General features: G+C 53.1%; 16 protein-coding genes and 1 riboswitch. Of the genes, 2 read left to right on the top strand and 14 right to left on the bottom strand.

What is annotated here, in order from left to right; translation table 11 throughout:
• Positions 1 to 64 precede the first annotated feature (64 nt).
• Positions 65 to 850 (bottom strand): NAD(+) synthase, encoded by a 786-nt coding sequence (nadE, locus tag ACLGL1_RS02880; RefSeq protein WP_411007291.1) that lies wholly within the window; start codon positions 848 to 850, stop codon positions 65 to 67.
• 9 nt (positions 851 to 859) lie between these two features.
• A complete protein-coding gene (locus tag ACLGL1_RS02875) occupies positions 860 to 1,768 on the bottom strand; it encodes a LysR family transcriptional regulator (protein ID WP_411007290.1) in 909 nt (302 codons plus the stop codon).
• 221 nt (positions 1,769 to 1,989) lie between these two features.
• On the opposite strand from ACLGL1_RS02875, the gene ACLGL1_RS02870 reads away from it, so the two are divergent.
• A complete protein-coding gene (locus ACLGL1_RS02870; RefSeq protein ID WP_411007289.1) occupies positions 1,990 to 3,378 on the top strand; it encodes an SLC13 family permease in 1,389 nt (462 codons plus the stop codon).
• Between the two features lie 311 nt (positions 3,379 to 3,689).
• Here the strand turns inward: ACLGL1_RS02870 and ACLGL1_RS02865 are convergent, their stop codons facing one another.
• The 11 genes from ACLGL1_RS02865 to pta form a co-directional block, all read right to left on the bottom strand.
• Positions 3,690 to 3,857, bottom strand: coding sequence for a hypothetical protein (locus tag ACLGL1_RS02865; RefSeq protein ID WP_411007288.1), 168 nt, complete (start codon positions 3,855 to 3,857; stop codon positions 3,690 to 3,692).
• A 488-nt stretch (positions 3,858 to 4,345) separates the two neighbouring features.
• A complete protein-coding gene (locus ACLGL1_RS02860; RefSeq protein WP_411007287.1) occupies positions 4,346 to 5,305 on the bottom strand; it encodes a diaminopimelate dehydrogenase in 960 nt (319 codons plus the stop codon).
• A gap of 30 nt (positions 5,306 to 5,335) precedes the next feature.
• Positions 5,336 to 6,076 carry a 4-hydroxy-tetrahydrodipicolinate reductase gene (gene dapB / locus ACLGL1_RS02855; RefSeq protein ID WP_411007286.1) on the bottom strand — a complete coding sequence of 247 codons (741 nt, stop codon included), beginning with the start codon at positions 6,074 to 6,076 and terminating at the stop codon, positions 5,336 to 5,338.
• Between the two features lie 2 nt (positions 6,077 to 6,078).
• Positions 6,079 to 6,966: a 4-hydroxy-tetrahydrodipicolinate synthase gene (gene dapA, locus ACLGL1_RS02850; protein ID WP_411007285.1), complete on the bottom strand. Its 888-nt coding sequence runs from the start codon at positions 6,964 to 6,966 to the stop codon at positions 6,079 to 6,081.
• A gap of 38 nt (positions 6,967 to 7,004) precedes the next feature.
• The gene (gene lysA / locus ACLGL1_RS02845) at positions 7,005 to 8,294 is read right to left on the bottom strand and encodes a diaminopimelate decarboxylase (protein ID WP_411007284.1); all 1,290 of its coding nucleotides are present in this window, start codon (positions 8,292 to 8,294) and stop codon (positions 7,005 to 7,007) included.
• An 88-nt stretch (positions 8,295 to 8,382) separates the two neighbouring features.
• A riboswitch (Lysine riboswitch) is annotated at positions 8,383 to 8,529 on the bottom strand.
• 110 nt (positions 8,530 to 8,639) lie between these two features.
• Complete coding sequence (gene glpX / locus ACLGL1_RS02840; RefSeq protein WP_411007283.1) at positions 8,640 to 9,581, bottom strand: class II fructose-bisphosphatase; 942 nt, start codon at positions 9,579 to 9,581, stop codon at positions 8,640 to 8,642.
• 12 nt (positions 9,582 to 9,593) lie between these two features.
• Complete coding sequence (locus ACLGL1_RS02835; protein WP_411007282.1) at positions 9,594 to 10,448, bottom strand: class II fructose-1,6-bisphosphate aldolase; 855 nt, start codon at positions 10,446 to 10,448, stop codon at positions 9,594 to 9,596.
• 11 nt (positions 10,449 to 10,459) lie between these two features.
• Positions 10,460 to 12,136, bottom strand: coding sequence for an arginine--tRNA ligase (gene argS / locus ACLGL1_RS02830; RefSeq protein ID WP_411007281.1), 1,677 nt, complete (start codon positions 12,134 to 12,136; stop codon positions 10,460 to 10,462).
• A 15-nt stretch (positions 12,137 to 12,151) separates the two neighbouring features.
• Positions 12,152 to 13,639 carry a Mur ligase family protein gene (locus tag ACLGL1_RS02825; protein WP_411007280.1) on the bottom strand — a complete coding sequence of 496 codons (1,488 nt, stop codon included), beginning with the start codon at positions 13,637 to 13,639 and terminating at the stop codon, positions 12,152 to 12,154.
• Between the two features lie 2 nt (positions 13,640 to 13,641).
• On the bottom strand, positions 13,642 to 14,544 hold the full coding sequence (locus ACLGL1_RS02820) for a 50S ribosomal protein L11 methyltransferase (RefSeq protein WP_411007279.1): 903 nt from the start codon (positions 14,542 to 14,544) through the stop codon (positions 13,642 to 13,644).
• A gap of 101 nt (positions 14,545 to 14,645) precedes the next feature.
• Positions 14,646 to 15,620, bottom strand: a complete 975-nt coding sequence (gene pta, locus ACLGL1_RS02815) for a phosphate acetyltransferase (RefSeq protein ID WP_411007278.1) — start codon at positions 15,618 to 15,620, stop codon at positions 14,646 to 14,648.
• Between the two features lie 543 nt (positions 15,621 to 16,163).
• Here pta and ACLGL1_RS02810 point away from each other — a divergent pair.
• The gene (locus ACLGL1_RS02810; protein WP_411007277.1) at positions 16,164 to 16,679 is read left to right on the top strand and encodes a GNAT family N-acetyltransferase; all 516 of its coding nucleotides are present in this window, start codon (positions 16,164 to 16,166) and stop codon (positions 16,677 to 16,679) included.
• A 73-nt stretch (positions 16,680 to 16,752) separates the two neighbouring features.
• Here the strand turns inward: ACLGL1_RS02810 and prfB are convergent.
• Positions 16,753 to 17,866 (bottom strand): peptide chain release factor 2 gene (gene prfB / locus ACLGL1_RS02805; protein WP_411007276.1). Its coding sequence is split into 2 segments (ribosomal slippage): positions 16,753 to 17,796 and positions 17,798 to 17,866, totalling 1,113 coding nucleotides; the frame shifts between segments, so codons are not numbered across the junction.
• Between the last annotated feature and the right edge of the window lie 17 nt (positions 17,867 to 17,883).

The following is a 17,883-nucleotide window of genomic DNA, read 5'->3' as shown; positions in this document are numbered from 1 at the left end:
AAACCGGTGCAAGCTGCACACGTGCTTAGGACGCTTTTGCCTGTTAGGAAACCTTTGCAGGTCTTTAGTCATTTTTATAGATGCCCGCGATATCATCGGCCCCAATGGGCAGGCCGCTGTGGAACATCTCGATGGGCTTGAACTTAAAGCGGCTGGTCCGGTGGAGGCGGTCAATTTGTGCCTTCACCGCCGGGTCTTCACAGACACCGGTCCGGATATAGCGGTTTAAGTCTGCGTAGCTAAAGCCCAGGACATCTTCATCGGTCTTACCGGTCAGGCCATCGGCCGGGGGCTTTTCTACAAACCGGTCAGGCAGGCCCAAGAATCGGCCCAACTGAATAACTTCATCGGTGGTCAGGGTGGCCAGGGGTGAAAAGGCCCCGGCGGTATCCCCGTAAATGGTGGCATAGCCGACCCAGTCCTCGGACAAGTTGGAGGTATTCCAGACCACCCCACCCAAGGTTTGGGCAACTGCATAGAGGACCGCCATCCGGACCCGGGGCGGCAGGTTCAGGCTACCCTGCCGGCTCATGGGCCCGACGGCCTGCTCGACGGCCTCAGTGAGGGCCTGACCGGCCGGGGCGATATTTATTTCATGGCTCCGGATGCCCAGGTGCTGGCATAGGTCCCGGGCCACATCAATATCAGCCTGGTCGCCGTAGGGCATGAGGACACCGGTCACTTGATCCTTCCCACACACCCGGACAGCCAGGGCTGCCACAACAGAAGAATCTTTACCACCAGAAATGCCGACCACAGCCTGGCTGCTAGCGATGGCGGCCATCCGGTCCTGGCACCATTTTTCCAGGTCAGCAGCCAGCTGGCTAAGCCTTTCTTTTCCTAAATCCATGTCGGCCTCCTATAAGTAGTTCTCCAGGGTAGCACTAAAGTTTTCTCTCAACCTTTTTTCATCATTATTAGCTTTTTTATTGTAGACCATGTAAAGCTGAAAGGTGATGTCTTTAATATTCAGGGGGATGTGGACACAATCGTTAAAAATGCCCCGGCGAATGTAGGGTGGGAAGGAATAGATCATGGTATTCCCTTCATTCAATAATTCTCTACACATATTATAGTTATTGGTGGACAAAAGAATATGGAGGTCAACGACATTTTGCAAGGCATGCTCGCCTTTAGGACCACCAGTTTCAAAGATAATGAAGGGGTAGTCGGCAATGGACGTGAGACTCAAGTGATGCTGGTGGGCCAGGGGGTGGCGGGGACTCATGGCAATATAGATCGGGTAGGACTTTAATAATTTAAGCTCTACATTTTGCGGGATATTATCCACAAAGTAGCGCAGGGAATTGGCAATAAGGACAAAACCCACATCTCCAGGGTTTTGGGCCACTTCTGCGACAATATCATCCTGGTACCTTTCCTGCAAGTAGACCTGGACCTTGGGATGGGTATGCATATAATCCACATAGACCGAGGGCATGAGGGAAATGGAAATCATCGGTGACAGGTGGATATTGAGTTTTCCGGAAAGCGTATCTAGTGGGTTGAGGCCACTGGCATTAATCTGGTCCAGCATTTGCCCATACCTGGCCACAATGGCCTGGGCGGCATTGTAGACAATAACCCCTTGTTCGGAAAGCGTTACCCCTTTTTTGGTCCGGTTTAATATGGTAAATCCCAACTCATCTTCCAAACTCCGAAGAGACTGGTTCAAGCTCTGCTGGGAGATAAAGATCTTCTTACTCGCTGCATTAATCGAACCGGCACGACAGACTTCAATTAAGAACTCTAACTGCTCAATTTTCAAGGAACATCACCATCCTAAACAACTTAAGCTTATAGACTGCTCAATCTATTATAAGAGAATTTAATCAGCCTGGCAAATAAACAGGCCCGTCTTTCTTTATCTATCTTTTCGGTTAACTTATGGAATCTATAAGAAATGTTGACAAATATTCTGCTAGTTCCTAAAATAGGGCTTAACCGGCTGTTTTTCAGCTATCTTATTTTACAAAGGAGGTTTGTCTTATGTCTTTTTCTCTACTGAACCGTCAGCGGCTCATCTCTACAATTGTCTGTTTTATCCTGCCCCTATTTATTTTACTAATTCCTACAGGGGCAACTTTTACGCCGGCCATCCGCTTATTTTTAGTAATTACCCTCATGGGGGTCCTCTGCTGGGCTGTTGACATTGTTCCCCAGGGGGTCCCGGCCATCCTGATGCCGATTGCTTACTTGTTATTCGGTATTGCACCGGCGCCGGTTATTTTCGGCGTCTGGTCTGAACCCATTCCCTGGATGATGCTTGGTGGGCTGATTTTAGCCAATGTCCTCTTATCCACCGGCCTGCTTGAACGGGTTGCCTACCGGTCCATTACCTTTACCGGCGGCAGCTACACCGGCCTCTTGATGGGCCTGGTCATTGCCGGGATCATCGGCAATATTTTAGCGCCGGGCAAGGTGGCCATTCCCATGGCGGCGCTGACTTTTGGGATCTGCAAGGCCCTGGACCTGGGCAAGAGCCGGGCCTCAGCCGGGATTATGCTGGGTGGGGCCATGGGCGCCCTCCTGCCACAGCAATTCATCTACAACCCGGTCAACCTATCCCTAACGGTCGAAAATGGCCAAAGTGTCACCGGCCCTATAAATGTCAGTTGGCTGGACTATCTCTGGTATAACCTGCCCTCTGTTTTATATGTCTTCCTAGTGGTTTACCTGGTCGGCCGCTATGCCAAGCCTAAGGACTTGGTTTTGGACAAGCAGTTTTTTGAAAGCAAATACCGAGAATTGGGCCAGTGGAGCCTAGCTGAAAAGAAGGCCCTCATTATTTGCCTGGCTCTCTTCACCGTTCTTGTGGTTGGCAGCTTCTTAGGCTGGCCAATCATGTGGGCCTTTGCCATTTTTCCCTGCCTCTTCTTCTTACCGGGTATTGATATCGGCAAAAAAGAGGATATTAGTCGGCTGGACTTTACCTTTGTCTTATTCATCACCGCCTGCCTAGGCATTGGGTCAACCGCCGGCGAGCTGGGCATTGGCAAGCTCTTTGCTGAAAATGTAACCCCTTATTTAGAGGGCCATTCCATCTTTATTACCTTTGCCCTCATCTGGCTCTGCATTGTCCTGGCCAACTTCCTTTTAACCCCCCTGGCCATTATCAGTGTCTTGAGTGTGCCCCTGGCTGAGTTGGCCCTGGCTTTAAGCATTAACCCCCTCTGCGTTTACTTCTTCACCTGCAACGCCTATGATGTGGTTTTCCTCCCCTATGAGTATGCCCTCTACCTGATTTTCTTCTCCTTCGCCCTCATTCCCCTCAAGGATTTTGTTAAAATCATGAGCATCAAGGCAGTGGTCAGCCTGGTCTTTTTGATGGCCATCCAGCTGCCCTTCTGGATGATTACCGGGCTGATCACCGGTTAAGGCATCGGCCTTCATCCTAAAGCCAGCCCTCAATTCACACAAAAGGGGCTGTGTCAGAATGAGTAAAATCATTCGACACAGCTCCTGGATTGCAGACAAACTTAGCCCTAATTGATTTATAAAATTCTCCTTAGCTATATATTATAAGCTTACATGGATATATCCATAAACAAAGTCCCTCCTCATTTTTTTGAGCTGGGACTTTGTTTGTTAGAGGGGCTATTTTGCAACAGCCCCTTTTGTGTTTGCCAAAAAAAACACAAAAACGCTCGGCACTGGACCGAGCGTTTCGTGTATTTGAAAAAAATCGATTAATAGAACATACCTAAGGCAGTGGCCTGGGTTTCACAAGTAGCCACTTGATCTGTGGATTCGCCTTCAGATGCTACGAGAGGAGCTGCGAAGACAATACCTAAAATGGCTAGCACCGGAAGTAATACTTTAAGTGTGTTGCTGCGAATAGATGATGCTTTTTGCATGAGTATGGCCTCCTTATATAATGTAGAAAAGTAAATAAATGCGTGAACTTCACTTTATTTCATAAAGTTCTTTTGTCGAGGACAAGATTAGTATTCTTTATCGTATTTTCTCCTCACCACTATAATAGCATTTCGCCGATCATATTGCAAGGGAGGGACAGATAAATATCCCTAATAAAATTTTTATATAATCCAAAAGCCCTATTTATCTGCTAATTGTATAATGTTGTAGGGTTATTGTTGATTTTTTGTTTCTTTTTCCATATATCATTTTGTATTTTTTATGATTTACTTCTTTTGCAAGACCCCATGGCCTTACAATTAGGTCATTTATAGTACTTATTTTGAAGACATTTTTCAGCAATATTTCTTTTTCAAGAGGACATACATAGTGCATTATACAAAAATCCCTTAACCGCGGACGCGGCCAAGGGATTTTCCAAAGAATAACTAAATTTTTTTAGCATATTTTTTTATTTTTTTGCATATCATAACCATTTGGCTCTTAATTCTTCCGCACTTATTGGCAAAAGATAGGCCAGGGGCAGGTCAAAAATGGTCATGCAGCCTCGTTTGCCTTCTTGGTAAGCCCGGTAAAGGGCCCGGGCACAGGCTACATTGACAGAAGCGGTAAATTCAGGGTTAGAGGCCAGGTCCAGAGAAAATTTCATCACCTGGGGTGTCCCCTCTGATGTATGACCATGCCGGATCACTTGCCCCCCATGGGGCATGGCGGTGTGGTCGGCATCAAAGCTGGCCTCATCAATAAAATGAACTAGGGTATCGTAGTCAGCAAAATAGTTGGGCATGGTGACGATGGTGTGCCGGATGGCTTCCTGGTCTGCCTCGCTAGCAGCGACAACAAAACATTCCCGGAGGTGCTTGTCGCGGGCGGTCAACCCTCCCCCTTGCCCCTGTTCAACCCGGGCCACCGCCTCTTCTTTTGGAATGGTGTACTGGACAGCCTTGACCACACCGGGAATCCGACGGATGGCATCGGAGTGCCCTTGGCTGACCCCCTTGCCCCAAAAAGTATCTACGGTGCCATTGGGGAGGACAGCCAGACCCAGAACCCGCATCAGGGAAAATAACCCTGGATCCCAGCCGGTGGAAATCAGGGCGGCGTGGTCGCTTTCCTTGGCGGCAGCGTCCACATGGGCAAAGTGTTCCGGAATCCGGGCATGGGTGTCAAAACTATCGACAATATTACAGTGACGAACGATATCCGGCGACTGCTCGATGAGGTCTGTAGCTGACCCGCCACATAAAATCGCTACATCCACCTCATGCTGGGGCAGGTCTGCTAAAGGGTAGGCCGGGATTTGACTCGTCAAGCTGGCGGGGTCTCGCCGGGTGAAGACGCCAACTGCTTCCATATCCGGCTGTTGTAAGAGGGCTGTTTCAACGCCCCTACCTAAGTTTCCATAGCCAACAATGGCAATTTTCATACTGTCCTTCTTTCTTATCTGTTCCCTAGGTTAACCAATCATGTCATCCATATTATACATCCCAGGCTGGGCCTGGCCAATGAACTGGGCTGCCGCCAGGGCGCCCTTGGCAAAGATGGCCCGGGACAAGGCGGTGTGCTTGATCTCAATCATTTCATCAAGGCCAGCCAGGAGGACCGTATGCTCGCCAACAATGCTGCCGCCGCGGATGGCATGGACACCTATTTCATCCAGGGGCCGGGCGCCGACATGGCCTTCTCTGCCGCTGACCACATGGCTATCGGGCCTTTCTGCCTGGATGGCTGAAAGCAACATCTTGGCCGTCCCGCTGGGGGCATCCACCTTCCGGTGGTGGTGGGCTTCAATGATTTCAATATCAAAGTCCGGCAGGGCCTTGGCTGCTTGCCGGACCAGGAGCTTGAGGACATGAACGCCGAGACTGAAGTTGCCGCTGTGGAAAATAGATAACTCTTTGGCGGCCTCTTCCATCAAGGCCATTTCCGCCTCGGTGTGGCCGGTCGTCGCTATGACCAGGGGCAGGCCCCTAGGCCGGGCATAGGCCAGCAGGTCTGCCAGGGTGGTGTGGTTGGAAAAATCAATAATGACATCTGCTGCCGGGGCCTCGTCCAAATGATCAGACATGGGAAAGGGGCCCCCTTGCTCAGGCTCATCTGCCCAGCCGAAGACAATTTCCATATCCTCGTAGGCCTGGACCTGGTCGGCGACCATATGGCCCATAGCCCCGGTCGCACCACTTAAAATAATCTTCATCCCTACCCCTCCAGTACCCCAAGCCGGGTCATTTCAGCCTTGAGGGCTGCGATGGTGGCGTCAGCCGGGGTGGTCAGCGGAGCCCGGTAACCTCCGGCCGGCAGGCCCCGCATATGAACGGCAGCCTTAACCGGAATCGGGTTGGGCTCAGAGAATAAAATATGGACGAGTTTTTGGAACCGGCACTGGATGGCCAGGGCCCCGGCCCGGTCCCCCTGTTGCCAGAGGGCACACATGTCATGGACCTCTTTAGGGAAAACATTGGCCAGGACAGAAATAACCCCGGCGCCCCCACAAGATAAGACGGGTACGGTCACATCGTCATTGCCGCTATAAATATCAAAATCAGCCGGGCACTGGCTGCGCAAGTCCACCGTGGTGGCCAGGTTGCCGGTAGCATCTTTAATGGCAACAATATTATCAAAGGCTGCCAGGCGGGCAACGGTCTCCGGTTTTAAGTCCATCCCCGTCCGACCGGGCACATTGTATAAAATAATCGGAATATGGACGCTGTCTGCCATAACGGCAAAGTGTTCATAGAGGCCCTTTTGGGAGGTCTTATTATAGTAGGGGGTCACATGCAGGAGGGCATCGGCGCCAACGGCTTCCAGGGACCGGCTCAGGGCCTCCCCGTGGATGGTATTGTTGGAACCGGCGCCGGCAACAACCGGGACCCGGCCCTTGATGTGGTCGACGGTGAAGGCGACGGTCTCAATCTGCTCTTCATCGGTCAGGGTAGAGGCTTCACCGGTGGTGCCACAAATGACGATGGCATCTGTCCCGTTTTCAATTTGGAAGTCCAGTAGGGTGGCCAAGGCCTCAAAGTCCACATCACCGTTATCTTTAAAGGGGGTAATAATCGCAACACCAGAACCTGTGAATACAGACATTTTTATCTTCCTTTCTAAATTTACTTTATTCATTTAATTTATTTGAGTAAATCATGAGCAATAATATCATCTAGGCTTTCCCGGCGGACCACTTCCCGGTGGTCCTGCCCCTTGACAAATACCACAGCCGGCCGGGGCAGGCGGTTATAGCCGGAGAACATACTGAAGGTATAGGCCCCGGTACCTAAAATCGCCAGGATATCACCGGGTTGGGGGTCCGGGAGGGATGCCCCCTTAATGAGGACATCCCCGCTTTCACAATACTTGCCGGCAATCCGCCAGGTATTGCCAACCTCCTCATCCAGTCGGTCCGCCAGGACGGCGGTGTAGCCGGCCTGGTAGAGGGCCACCCGCATGTTGTCCCCCATACCGCCATCAACAAAGGCGTAGTTGGTCCCGTCAGCCAGGCGCTTGATATCGCCGATGGTGTAGAGGGTGAGGCCGGCGTTGTTGACCAGGCTGCGGCCTGGTTCCAGCCAGACTTCAGCCAGGCGGATGCCCCGGTCTCGGGCCTCTTTTTCCAGGTCTTGGGCCAGGCCTTCCAGGAAGGGGGCCAGGTCAATGGGCTGGTCGCCCTCTTCGTAAAAGACCCCAAAGCCGCCACCCAGGTCGAGGATTTCCATGGTCAGGCCTTGGCCTTGACAGGCAAGCATAAAGTCCAACATGATATGGGCCGCTTTTATAAAGGCATCGTCGGCAAAGATTTGCGACCCGATATGGCAGTGGAGGCCTCGGAGGCGGAGTCCGGTCAGGCCCTGGATGATTTGGAGAGCCTGGCCTGCCGTTGCCAGGTCAAGGCCAAACTTGCTGTCGCTGGTGGCTGTTTTGATATAATCGTGGGTGTGGGCTTCAACCCCCGGGTTGACCCGGAGAAGGACCTCAACGGTCCGGCCGGCCTTGTCGGCAATGGCCGATAGGCGGCGGGCTTCGGACAAGTTATCTAGGACCACAAAGCCAATCCCGGCCTCTACAGCTGCTTCCAGTTCCCGGTCCAGTTTATTGTTGCCATGGAAGATGATCCGGTCCGAGGGAAAATTGACCGCCAGGGCGGTGTAGAGTTCCCCTTCCGAGACCACATCCAGGTTCAGCCCCTCCTCTTTCGCCAGGCGGATGAGGGCAGCGAAGCTGGCGGCCTTAGAGGCGTATAAAACTCGGGCCTTATAGGCTTCACTCTTAAAGTGGTCGGCAAAGGTCCGGGCTTGGCGGCGCAAGGCCTCTTCGTCATAAACGTACAGGGGGGTGCCATAAGTGGCGGCCAGGTCCCTGGCGGCCCATTCGCCGACCACCAGCTGGCCCTCTTTATTTTTAAAATCAGGAAATCCCTTCATCCACTCATCCTTTCAATAGACCTATAAATAAAGCACCCACGAGCAAAAGGATTTGCGTCATGGGTGCTGAAAATATACCTTTTGCCCTTGATGTGAAAGCTCCTCACTGAAAGATTGGGCAACCTTTCAGCGACAGTCTTATGCCTATTCAACATAAGCCCAGCACCTTGGCACTTCGGCGAGCATGCCTTTCGGGAAATCCCTACTCATCGCACTCGCGTCCTCTCGCACATCTTGTATGGGTTTGTATCAATACTCTAGCAGATTGCCTGACCCCTGTCAAGGCTTTTATATAACAGTAATGGGGGTTCAGCTTCTGAAATGCAGCTGCCAGCCCCACCAGCCTTAGTTTAAGGGCAGGCGGTAGCGACTATCTAAGAAGCGAACGGTACCGGTCTTGTGGCGCAAAACCACGGTATTGACTCGGATAAAGTCACCATCGACCTCTACCCCTTTTAAGAGGTTACCGCTGGTCACCCCGCTGGCCACAAACATGACATCATCAGCCGGGACCAGGTCACTGAGGGTCAGGACCTCATCACAGCTGGTGCCCATGCTTTCTGCCCGGGTCACCTGTTCATCGTTTTCCGGAGCCAGCTTCCCCTGCATATCGCCGCCCATGCACTTGACAGCTGCTGCAGCCAGGACCCCTTCCGGGGCCCCACCAATGCCCAGGACCATGTCAATCCCGCTTTCCGGGAAGCAGCAGGCCAGGGCCGGTGATACGTCGCCATCGGTAATCAGCTGGACCCGGGCGCCCAGGGCCTTGACAGCCTGTTTAATGTGTTCGTGGCGCTGCCGGTCTAAGAGGCAGACAGTCAGGTCTTCCAAGGGTTTATTTAAGGCCTTGGCTACGTTTTTTAGGTTTTCTTCTACAGAGACCTCAATATCAATAGCCCCCTTGGCCCCGGGGCCGACAATGATTTTATCCATATACATGTCCGGGGCATGTAAGAGCCCGCCGGCATCGGCGACGGCCATGACGGTAATGGCGCCGGGTTGGTTTTTAGCAGCCAGGTTGGTCCCTTCCAGGGGGTCCACTGCAATGTCCACTTCTGCGCCGCCTAAGCCGACCTTTTCACCGATGTAAAGCATGGGGGCCTCATCCATTTCCCCTTCACCGATAACAACTGTCCCGGAGATGTCTACCGTTTCAAACATATGGCGCATGGCCTCTACAGCTGCCCCATCGGCAGCCATTTTATCCATTTTACCAACCCAATTTTTACAGTTGATGGCCGCTGCCTCGGTCACCCGTGAAAATTCTATGACCAGTTCTCTTTCCATAGTTAAGACTCCTTACGCTTTGCCGTTTGACCCGAAGATACGAATTTTTTCTACCACCCGTTCCTGCATTTTATCCCGGGCCGGGCCTAAGATTTTGCGGGGGTCAATTTCGTTGGGTTTTTCGGCCAAGACCTCGCGGACGCCATCGGTAAAGGCTTCCCGCAGGTTGGTGTCGATATTGATTTTGCGGACCCCGCGGCGGATGGCTTCTTTCAGGGCTTCATCCGGTACACCGGAAGACCCATGGAGGACAATGGGGATCTGCACTTTCTCTTTGATCGCAGTCAGCCGGTCAAAGTCCAGCTTCGGTTCCCCTTTATACTGGCCATGGGCGGTCCCGATAGCTACGGCCAGAGACCGGATGCCGGTCTGCTGGACAAAGTAGGCTGCTTCATCCGGGTCAGTAAAGCTGGCTTCCCGGTCACTAACGACCACGTCATCTTCTGTGCCGCCAATTTTACCCAGCTCTGCTTCAACCGAGACATTTAAGGGCCGGGCCACCTGAAGGATTTGGTTGGTCACCTTGATGTTTTCTTCCAGCTCATGCTTGGACCAGTCGATCATGACCGAGGTAAAGCCATGGCCAATGCACTGGATGACCTGTTCAAAGCTGGTCCCATGGTCCAGGTGGAGGGCCACCGGAACAGAGGCTGCTTCAGCAGCGGTCCGCACCAGGGAAACAATATAGTTGAGGCCGGCATACTTGATGGCCCCTTGGCTGGCCTGGATAATGACCGGGGACTTTTCCGCTTCAGCGGCCCCGATGATGGCCTGCACAATTTCCATGTTATTGCAGTTAAAGGCGCCGACTGCATAGCCGCCTTCTTCTGCTGCCTGTAATAGGGTGTCTACGTTTACTAAAGCCATAATATCCTCCTTTACATCCGTTCCGGGGCACTGACGCCCAGGAGCAGTAACACATTACGTAGGGTGATACGGGCACAGTCCGCCAGAACGAGCCGGGCGGCCTGCAGTTCCGCATCATCTGTCAGTACTTTACATCCATTGTAAAAAGTATGGAAGGCATTGGCAAGGTCTTTTGCATAATAAGCCAGGTGGTAGGGGGCCAATTCTTGAGCAGCCAGGGCCACCTTTTCAGGCCAGGAAGCGATGGCTTCCAGGAGGGCTCTTTCGGCTGGATGGATCAAGAGGCCGGTATCAATATCTTTCGCCTGACGAACTTCTTCACCGGCAACGGATAAGAGGGAGCAAATCCGGGCATGGGCGTATTGCACGTAGTAGACCGGGTTGTCTGAAGACTGCTTCTTAGCCAGGGTCAGGTCAAAGTCCAGGGGACTGTCCGGTGACCGCATGCTGAAGAAGAACCGGGCCGCCTCCCGGCCGACTTCCTCCATAAGCTCTTCCAGGGTCACAAATTCCCCGGCCCGCTTACTCATCCGTACCAGTTCACCATCCCGGTAGAGCCGGACCAGCTGCATGAGGATGACGGTAAGCCGGTCGCCGGGGTAGCCCAGGGCGGTCAGGGCCCCCTTCAAGCGAGCCACGTGGCCATGGTGGTCAGCCCCCCAAATATTAATCAGGTCTTCATAGCCCCGGTCAAACTTATCCTTATGGTAGGCAATATCTGCCGCAAAATAGGTGGGAATCCCGTTGGCCCGGACCAGGACCTCATCTTTTTCTGCCCCATAATCGGTACACCGGAGCCAATGGGCCCCATCTTTTTCGTAGACATAGCCCCGGTCACGGAGGGTATCGACCACTGCCTGAACGGCCCCGGATTCATGGAGGCTTTTTTCGCTAAACCACTTATCATAAGTAACCCCAAAGGCTTCCAGGCCCCGGCGGATACCTTCAACCTTCTCATTTAGGGCAAAGACGGTCATCTTTTCCAGCCGGTCTTCCCGGTCCATCTGAGCATAGGCCTCCCCCTCCCTGTCCAGGAGGTGCTGGGCGGTTTCCTTAATATCTTCCCCCTGGTAACCGTCTTCCGGCAGGGGGTATTCATCGGCCCGGCCTAAAAGTTCAAAATACCGGGCTTCCACAGAGGCGCCCAGGAGCTTGACCTGGTTACCGGTATCATTAATATAATACTCCTTATCTGCCCGGTAGCCGGCCATATTTAAAACAGCAGCCAGGACATCCCCCAGGGCGCCGCCCCGGGCATTGCCCATGTGGAGGAGGCCGGTCGGGTTGGCGCTGACAAATTCCACCTGAACCCGGCGGCCCTGGCCGACATCGCTGGCCCCATACCGGGTATCTTCCGCTTGCACCGCTGCCAGGACGGGCATAAGGTAGTCTTCTTTTAAAATAAAGTTAATAAAGCCCGGGCCGGCCAGTTCCACCCGGTCAATGGGCGCAGATTTGTCAATCCGATCTACCAGCCCCTGGGCGATGACCCGGGGGTTCATTTTCGCAGGCCGGGCCAACTGCATAGCAATGTTGGTGGCAAAGTCCCCATGGCTTTTATCATTGGGTTGTTCCACGACAAAGTCCGGCAGGGCGTCGACTGAAAAGACGCCATCTGCCTTAGCGGCTGCAAAGGCCTCTTCAATGCGCTCGGTCACCAGCGCCTTTGTATCTGCAATAATATTCATATTCTCCTCCACAAGTTAGGATTCACGGGCTTGTAAGGCTGCCTTCGCCAGCTGTTCATCGCCGGCGTAGGGTTCCCGCTTGCCATTTATTTTTTGACAGACCTCAAAGCCCTTGCCCAAGAGTAAGACCACCGCCCCGGTAGGGGCTTCTTTGATGGCATAGGCAATGGCCTGGGCCCGGTCGGCAATCATTTGAACCGGGGTCTCCTTTTCAAAGGCCCGGTAAATTTCTTCATTAATGGCCTCTACGGCTTCTGTGGCCGGATCATCTGCCGTTAGGATGACATAGTCTGCTTCCTGACTGGCCACCCGGCCCATGTCCGGCCGGCGGCTTTCAGCCTTATCGCCCGGGGCGCCAAAGAGGAGCCAGACCGGGGCCTGGGGAAAGTCATGGCGAACGGTCTCGATGACCCGCTTAAAGCTGATGCCATTGTGGGCATAGTCCACGACCACTGTCAGGTCAGCGCCATGGATATAGGCCATGTGCCCTTCCATTTTAACACTTGCCAGGGCCTCTGCACAGGTGTCCAGGGAAATCCCCGATCGATGGGCCAAGGCCAAGGCCGCTAGGGCATTTTCCACATTGAAGCGGCCATGCATGGGCAGGGCCACCTGGATGGCCTCCTGACCGACCCGGACCCGAAATGTCAAACCGCTATCGGTCGACTGGACCTGGTCGGCCCTATAATCGGCCCTGTCGCCGCCAAAGCTGATGACTTCGGGACAGTGGCCGGCGGCTTCTTGCAGTTCAGCAAGGTGGTCACTGGCCAGGTTGATAAAGGCCCGGTCCGTCCGGTCAAAGATAGCCAGTTTGCTGGCCAGGTAGTCCTCAAAAGTCGGGTGCTCAATGGGCCCGATGTGGTCCGGGGAAATATTGAGAAAGACAGCATCATCAAAGTGAATGCCCCCTACCCGATGGTACTTGAGGGCCTGACTGGATACTTCGATGACCATATGCTTCAACCCGGCCGCCCGGGCCGTTGCCAGGTGGCGGTAGAGGTCAATGTTTTCCGGGGTGGTCAGCTTGGAAGCCTTCTCCACCCGGCCATCATAGTTCATCAGGCTGGAGGTAATCCCACAGAGAGGCTCATGGGCCTTTTCGGCGGCCAGGTCAAAAATAGCCTTGACCATACTGACCGTCGTACTCTTACCCTTGGTCCCGGTCACCCCCATCATGTGGAGGTCCTGCCAGGGGGCATCAAAAAACCAGTTGGCGGTCACCGCCAGGGCCCGGCGGATATCGCTGACCACCAGAGCCGGCAGGTCAGAGGCTTCCGGATAAACCCTTGCGCTCAAGTAGGCACAAGCCCCCTGGCTGCGGGCATCCAGCAGGTATTGGACGGAAAAATGGGCCCCCTTGCATAAAAAGAGGGTGTTTTCCTGTACCTGCCGGGAGTCATACTGGATATCCGAAATGGGCCTTGCCGGCAAGTCACCAACCACCCGGTATAAGAGCCCTGCCTCATCCAGGGCAAGGGCCAGGTCATTCAGGGTCTTTGTCATACCTATCCTTTCTTAAGGGCCAGGCCGCACCAGTCTTGGCCGATGCGGCTGGCCTCTTCTATCAATCTGTATTGGGCCGCCTGCTGCTGGATCTCAGCCAGCCGTCCCTTATGAATACCTGACAAGAGGACTTGCCCCGCCGGGGCCAGGCTGTCACTCAGGCTGGGAATGAGGGCCAGGAGCACATCCGTAACAATATTGGCAATAATAATATCCCACTGGCCCTGGACATCCTGCAAGAGGTCACTTGGCCGGCTGGTCAGGTCCACCTGGTTGAGCCGGGCCATATCAGCGGCTGCTGCCACGGCCTGGGGGTCATTGTCCACCGCCAAGACCTCGCCGGCGCCACACTTTTTAGCCGCCACCGCTAAAATCCCCGACCCACAACCCAGATCACAAACCCGCTTACCGGCCGGGTCAGCCCAGTCCAGTAAGTCAAGGGCCAGCTGGGTTGTTTCATCGGTCCCGGTGCCAAAGCCGATGCCCGGATTGGTCAGGACCACAACAGACCCCTCTCCCAAGGGGCTGGCCCAGTAAGGACAAAGTTCTATCCGGTCCGTCACCTTCATGGGTTGGAACTGGTCTCGCCAGGCATCCTGGTCCGGCAGGTCATAGGGCGTTAGCGTCCAGGCCCCATCAAGGCCCAGGGTTGCCCACCGGCCCTTGATGGCTGCCAGCCGGTCCCGGTCTTCAGCAGCCAGGTAGGCGGTCAACCTGGCCTGGTCTTCCGCCAGGATATCCGCCGAGTATTCATGGGCATCCCAGTCTCCCTTGGCCAAATGGGCCAAAATATCCCGGGGGTCATATTGTTCAAAGCCCTCCGGGAAGACTTCATCAAAAAACAGGACCGCCTGGGGCCAGTCATCCAGCGACGCCAGGGTCAGCTCTAACTTAATATAGGCCATAGCCCCTCCTTTCCGACTCGACATTTTTAAAAGCGGAACAGCCACCGCCTATCCGCTCATAAAAATATCGAGAAGGAACCCCTTCTCGATATAAATACGGTCTATTCCATCGTTGCTTGAGCAGCTGTAATGATAGCCACTTGGTAAGCATCTTCAGCAGAGCAACCGCGAGATAAGTCATTGATCGGGGCAGCTAAGCCTTGTAAAAGGGGACCATAGGCTTCATAGCCACCTAGGCGCTGGGTAATCTTGTAGCCGATATTACCGGCTTCCAGGCTCGGGAAAATAAAGACATTGGCATGACCGGCAACCGGGCTGCCCGGGGCTTTACTTTCGCCAACAGAGGCCACATAGGCGGCATCAAATTGAAGCTCACCGTCAATGGGAAGATCCGGCGCAATTTTTTGGGCAATCTTCGTTGCTTCAGCTACCTTCTCACTTTCCGGAGAAACAGCAGACCCCTTGGAGGAGAAGCTTAGGAGGGCCACTTTCGGGTCGATGTCAAAGACTTTAGCGAATTTGGCACTTTCGACAGCAATTTCACCCATAGCCTGGGCATCTACGGTAATATTAACCGCAATATCCGCATAGAGGAGCCGCTCTTCCCCTTTAACGAAGACCATGGCGCCAGAAACCCGGGAAACACCCGGTTTGGTTTTGACAATTTGTAAGGCCGGACGAATGGTATCGGCTGTGGAGTGGGCTGCACCGCTAACCATCCCATCTACCTTGCCCAGGTATACCAGCATGGTGGCAAAGTAGGTTTCATCTTTCAGGATTTCACGGGCTTTTTCAGGAGTGGCTTTCCCTTTACGGCGTTCAACAAAGGCATCAACCATGGCATCAAATTCTGGATAATTATTGGGGTCAATGATTTCCAGTTTACCGATGTTGAGATTCTTTTCACCGGCAATGCGACCGATTTCATCCGGATTACCAATTAAAATCGGTTTCAAAATAGCGTCTTCAGCATGACGCGCAGCTGCCTCAATAATACGAAGATCGGTACCTTCAGGATAAACAATTGATAAGTTTTTCCCTCGTACCCGGTCTGTAAGCTGCTGCATAATATCCATGTTTAGGTCACTCCTTAACTTGTCTTGTATGAAACGACATCCTTTTACATTATACCCCAATTCCCCTAGGATATCTATAAGCGATTCACTCCAGAACCCTCTCGCTCTTAAGCATAGAAAAGTACTTTTGGTCATGAATAGCAGCCCATAACAATAACAGCAGAAGCCCCGCCTCATTTTACAAGGCAGGGCTTCTGCTGGTTAGAACGCCTCCTAGTCTCGACTATGCACCGGCTGTGAAAAACTCAAGCAAAAAAATAGGCAGACATAAGCCGCCGGCTACAAGCAAAAGAATAAGAGCCAACTGGATTTTCTTTTTCATAAAAGACCAGCCTTTCACCTAATCTCGACTAAAATCTTACTATAACTTTCATGTGCTTATGGCTATATTTTAAGTCCGTAAGCCTTCATTTGTAAAGTTTTATATACAAACCGGCCCTTGGCATCAAGATATAGACAATACTTATCCTTTAAGGGCGTATCCAGCCCGTCTTCTCGGCTGCCTGTGGTATACTAAGATGAACCTACAAGGAGGGATAAGACATGCCTTTAAGACTTGCCCAAACAGCAGACTTACCGCCCCTGCTAGACATATACGACCGGGCCCGCCAGCTCATGCATGAAGCCGGTAATTTCCAATGGGACCTGACCTACCCCGGCCGGGACCGGCTGGAAAACGATATTAAAAAAGGCCAGCTCTACGCCTTAACCAATGCCGGCAAGCTGGTCGGGGCCGGCGCCCTAGTCCCCGGCCCCGACCCCACCTATGAAGTTATCCGCGAAGGCGCCTGGCTCAATGACGCCCCCTACTGGGCCCTCCACCGGCTGGTCATTGACCCGGCCTGCCAGAGCAAGGGCTATGGTAAACAGATGTTCCAGGCCATTGAAAGCCTGGCCCTGGACAAGGGTATCTACAATTGCCGGATAGACACCCATGCCGCCAACGCAACCATGCAACACCTGATCCGCAAGCAGGACTACAACTATTGCGGGATGATTACCGCCATCGATGGCGATGACCGCTTAGCTTACCAAAAAATTTTATTGAGAGAAAAATAAAATAGCCGTTGGCTTTTAACTAGAAAATCCCCCTTCACGCATCCGGTGAAGGGGGATTTTTTTATTCAGCTTGTTAGCGGTTAGCCCGCTTGGCGGCTTCGTTTTTCAGCCAGGCGTTGATGAAGTCATCAATGTCCCCATCCATGACGGCCTGGACGTTACCTTTTTCGGTGTTGGTCCGGTGGTCTTTCACCATGGTATAGGGGTGGAAAACGTAGGACCGGATCTGAGACCCCCAGCCGATTTCCTGCTGGTCGCCGTGGAGCTTGGCGATTTCTGCTTCCTGGGCCTTGATTTTTTCTTCAACCAGGCGGCTGGTCAACATCTTCATGGCTGTGGCCCGGTTTTGGATTTGAGACCGTTCGCTCTGACATTGGACAACAATGCCTGTCGGCAGGTGGGTAATCCGGACGGCACTTTCTGTCTTGTTGACGTGCTGGCCACCGGCCCCGGTGGACCGGTAGGTATCCACAGACAGGTCTTTGGGATCAATGTCAATATCGGTATCTGTTTCAACTTCCGGCATGACTTCAACGGCAGAAAAAGAGGTATGCCGCCGGCCGGATGAGTCAAAGGGGGAAATCCGAACCATCCGGTGGACGCCTTTTTCCGCCTTGAGGTAGCCGTAGGCGTTTTCGCCGGCGACGAGGATGGTGGCGCTCTTAAGCCCGGCCTCATCGCCATCCAGATAGTCAAGGATGGTCACCTTAAAACCGTGCCGCTCAGCCCAGCGGACGTACATCCGGTAGAGCATTTCAGCCCAGTCCTGGCTTTCGGTGCCACCGGCCCCGGGGTGGATGGTCACGATGGCATTATTGGCATCATAGTCACCATTTAAGATAGTTTCCAGCTCAAACTGGTCTAAGCCGGCATCCACCTTTTTTAAGGCAGCTTCGATTTCTTTTTCAAGGCCTGGGTCGGCTTCTTCCTTGTAGAGTTCAAAGGCCACTTCTACATCATCCAGGGATTCAGCCAGGCCTTCATACCGGCGGAGCTTGCCTTCCATGGTCTTTTTCTTTTGCATGACGCCCTGGGCCGCCTCAGAATCCTGCCAAAAGTCCGGTTCTAAGGTTTGGGCCTCCAGTTTTGCGAGTTGATTTTTTAAATGAGGCAGGTCAAAGAGATTCACTCAAATCTCTGAGACGTGTCTGAGACAGTTGAAATAGCTTGTGTACTTCGTAGTCCATAGGTCACATCCCTTTGT

This window comes from Peptococcus simiae, assembly GCF_046569735.1.
In the GTDB taxonomy this organism is placed as follows: Bacteria; Bacillota; Peptococcia; order Peptococcales; family Peptococcaceae; genus Peptococcus; species Peptococcus simiae_A.
The sequence above is the reverse complement of the archived record's forward strand: the minus strand, read 5'-3'. Positions and strand labels throughout refer to the sequence as shown.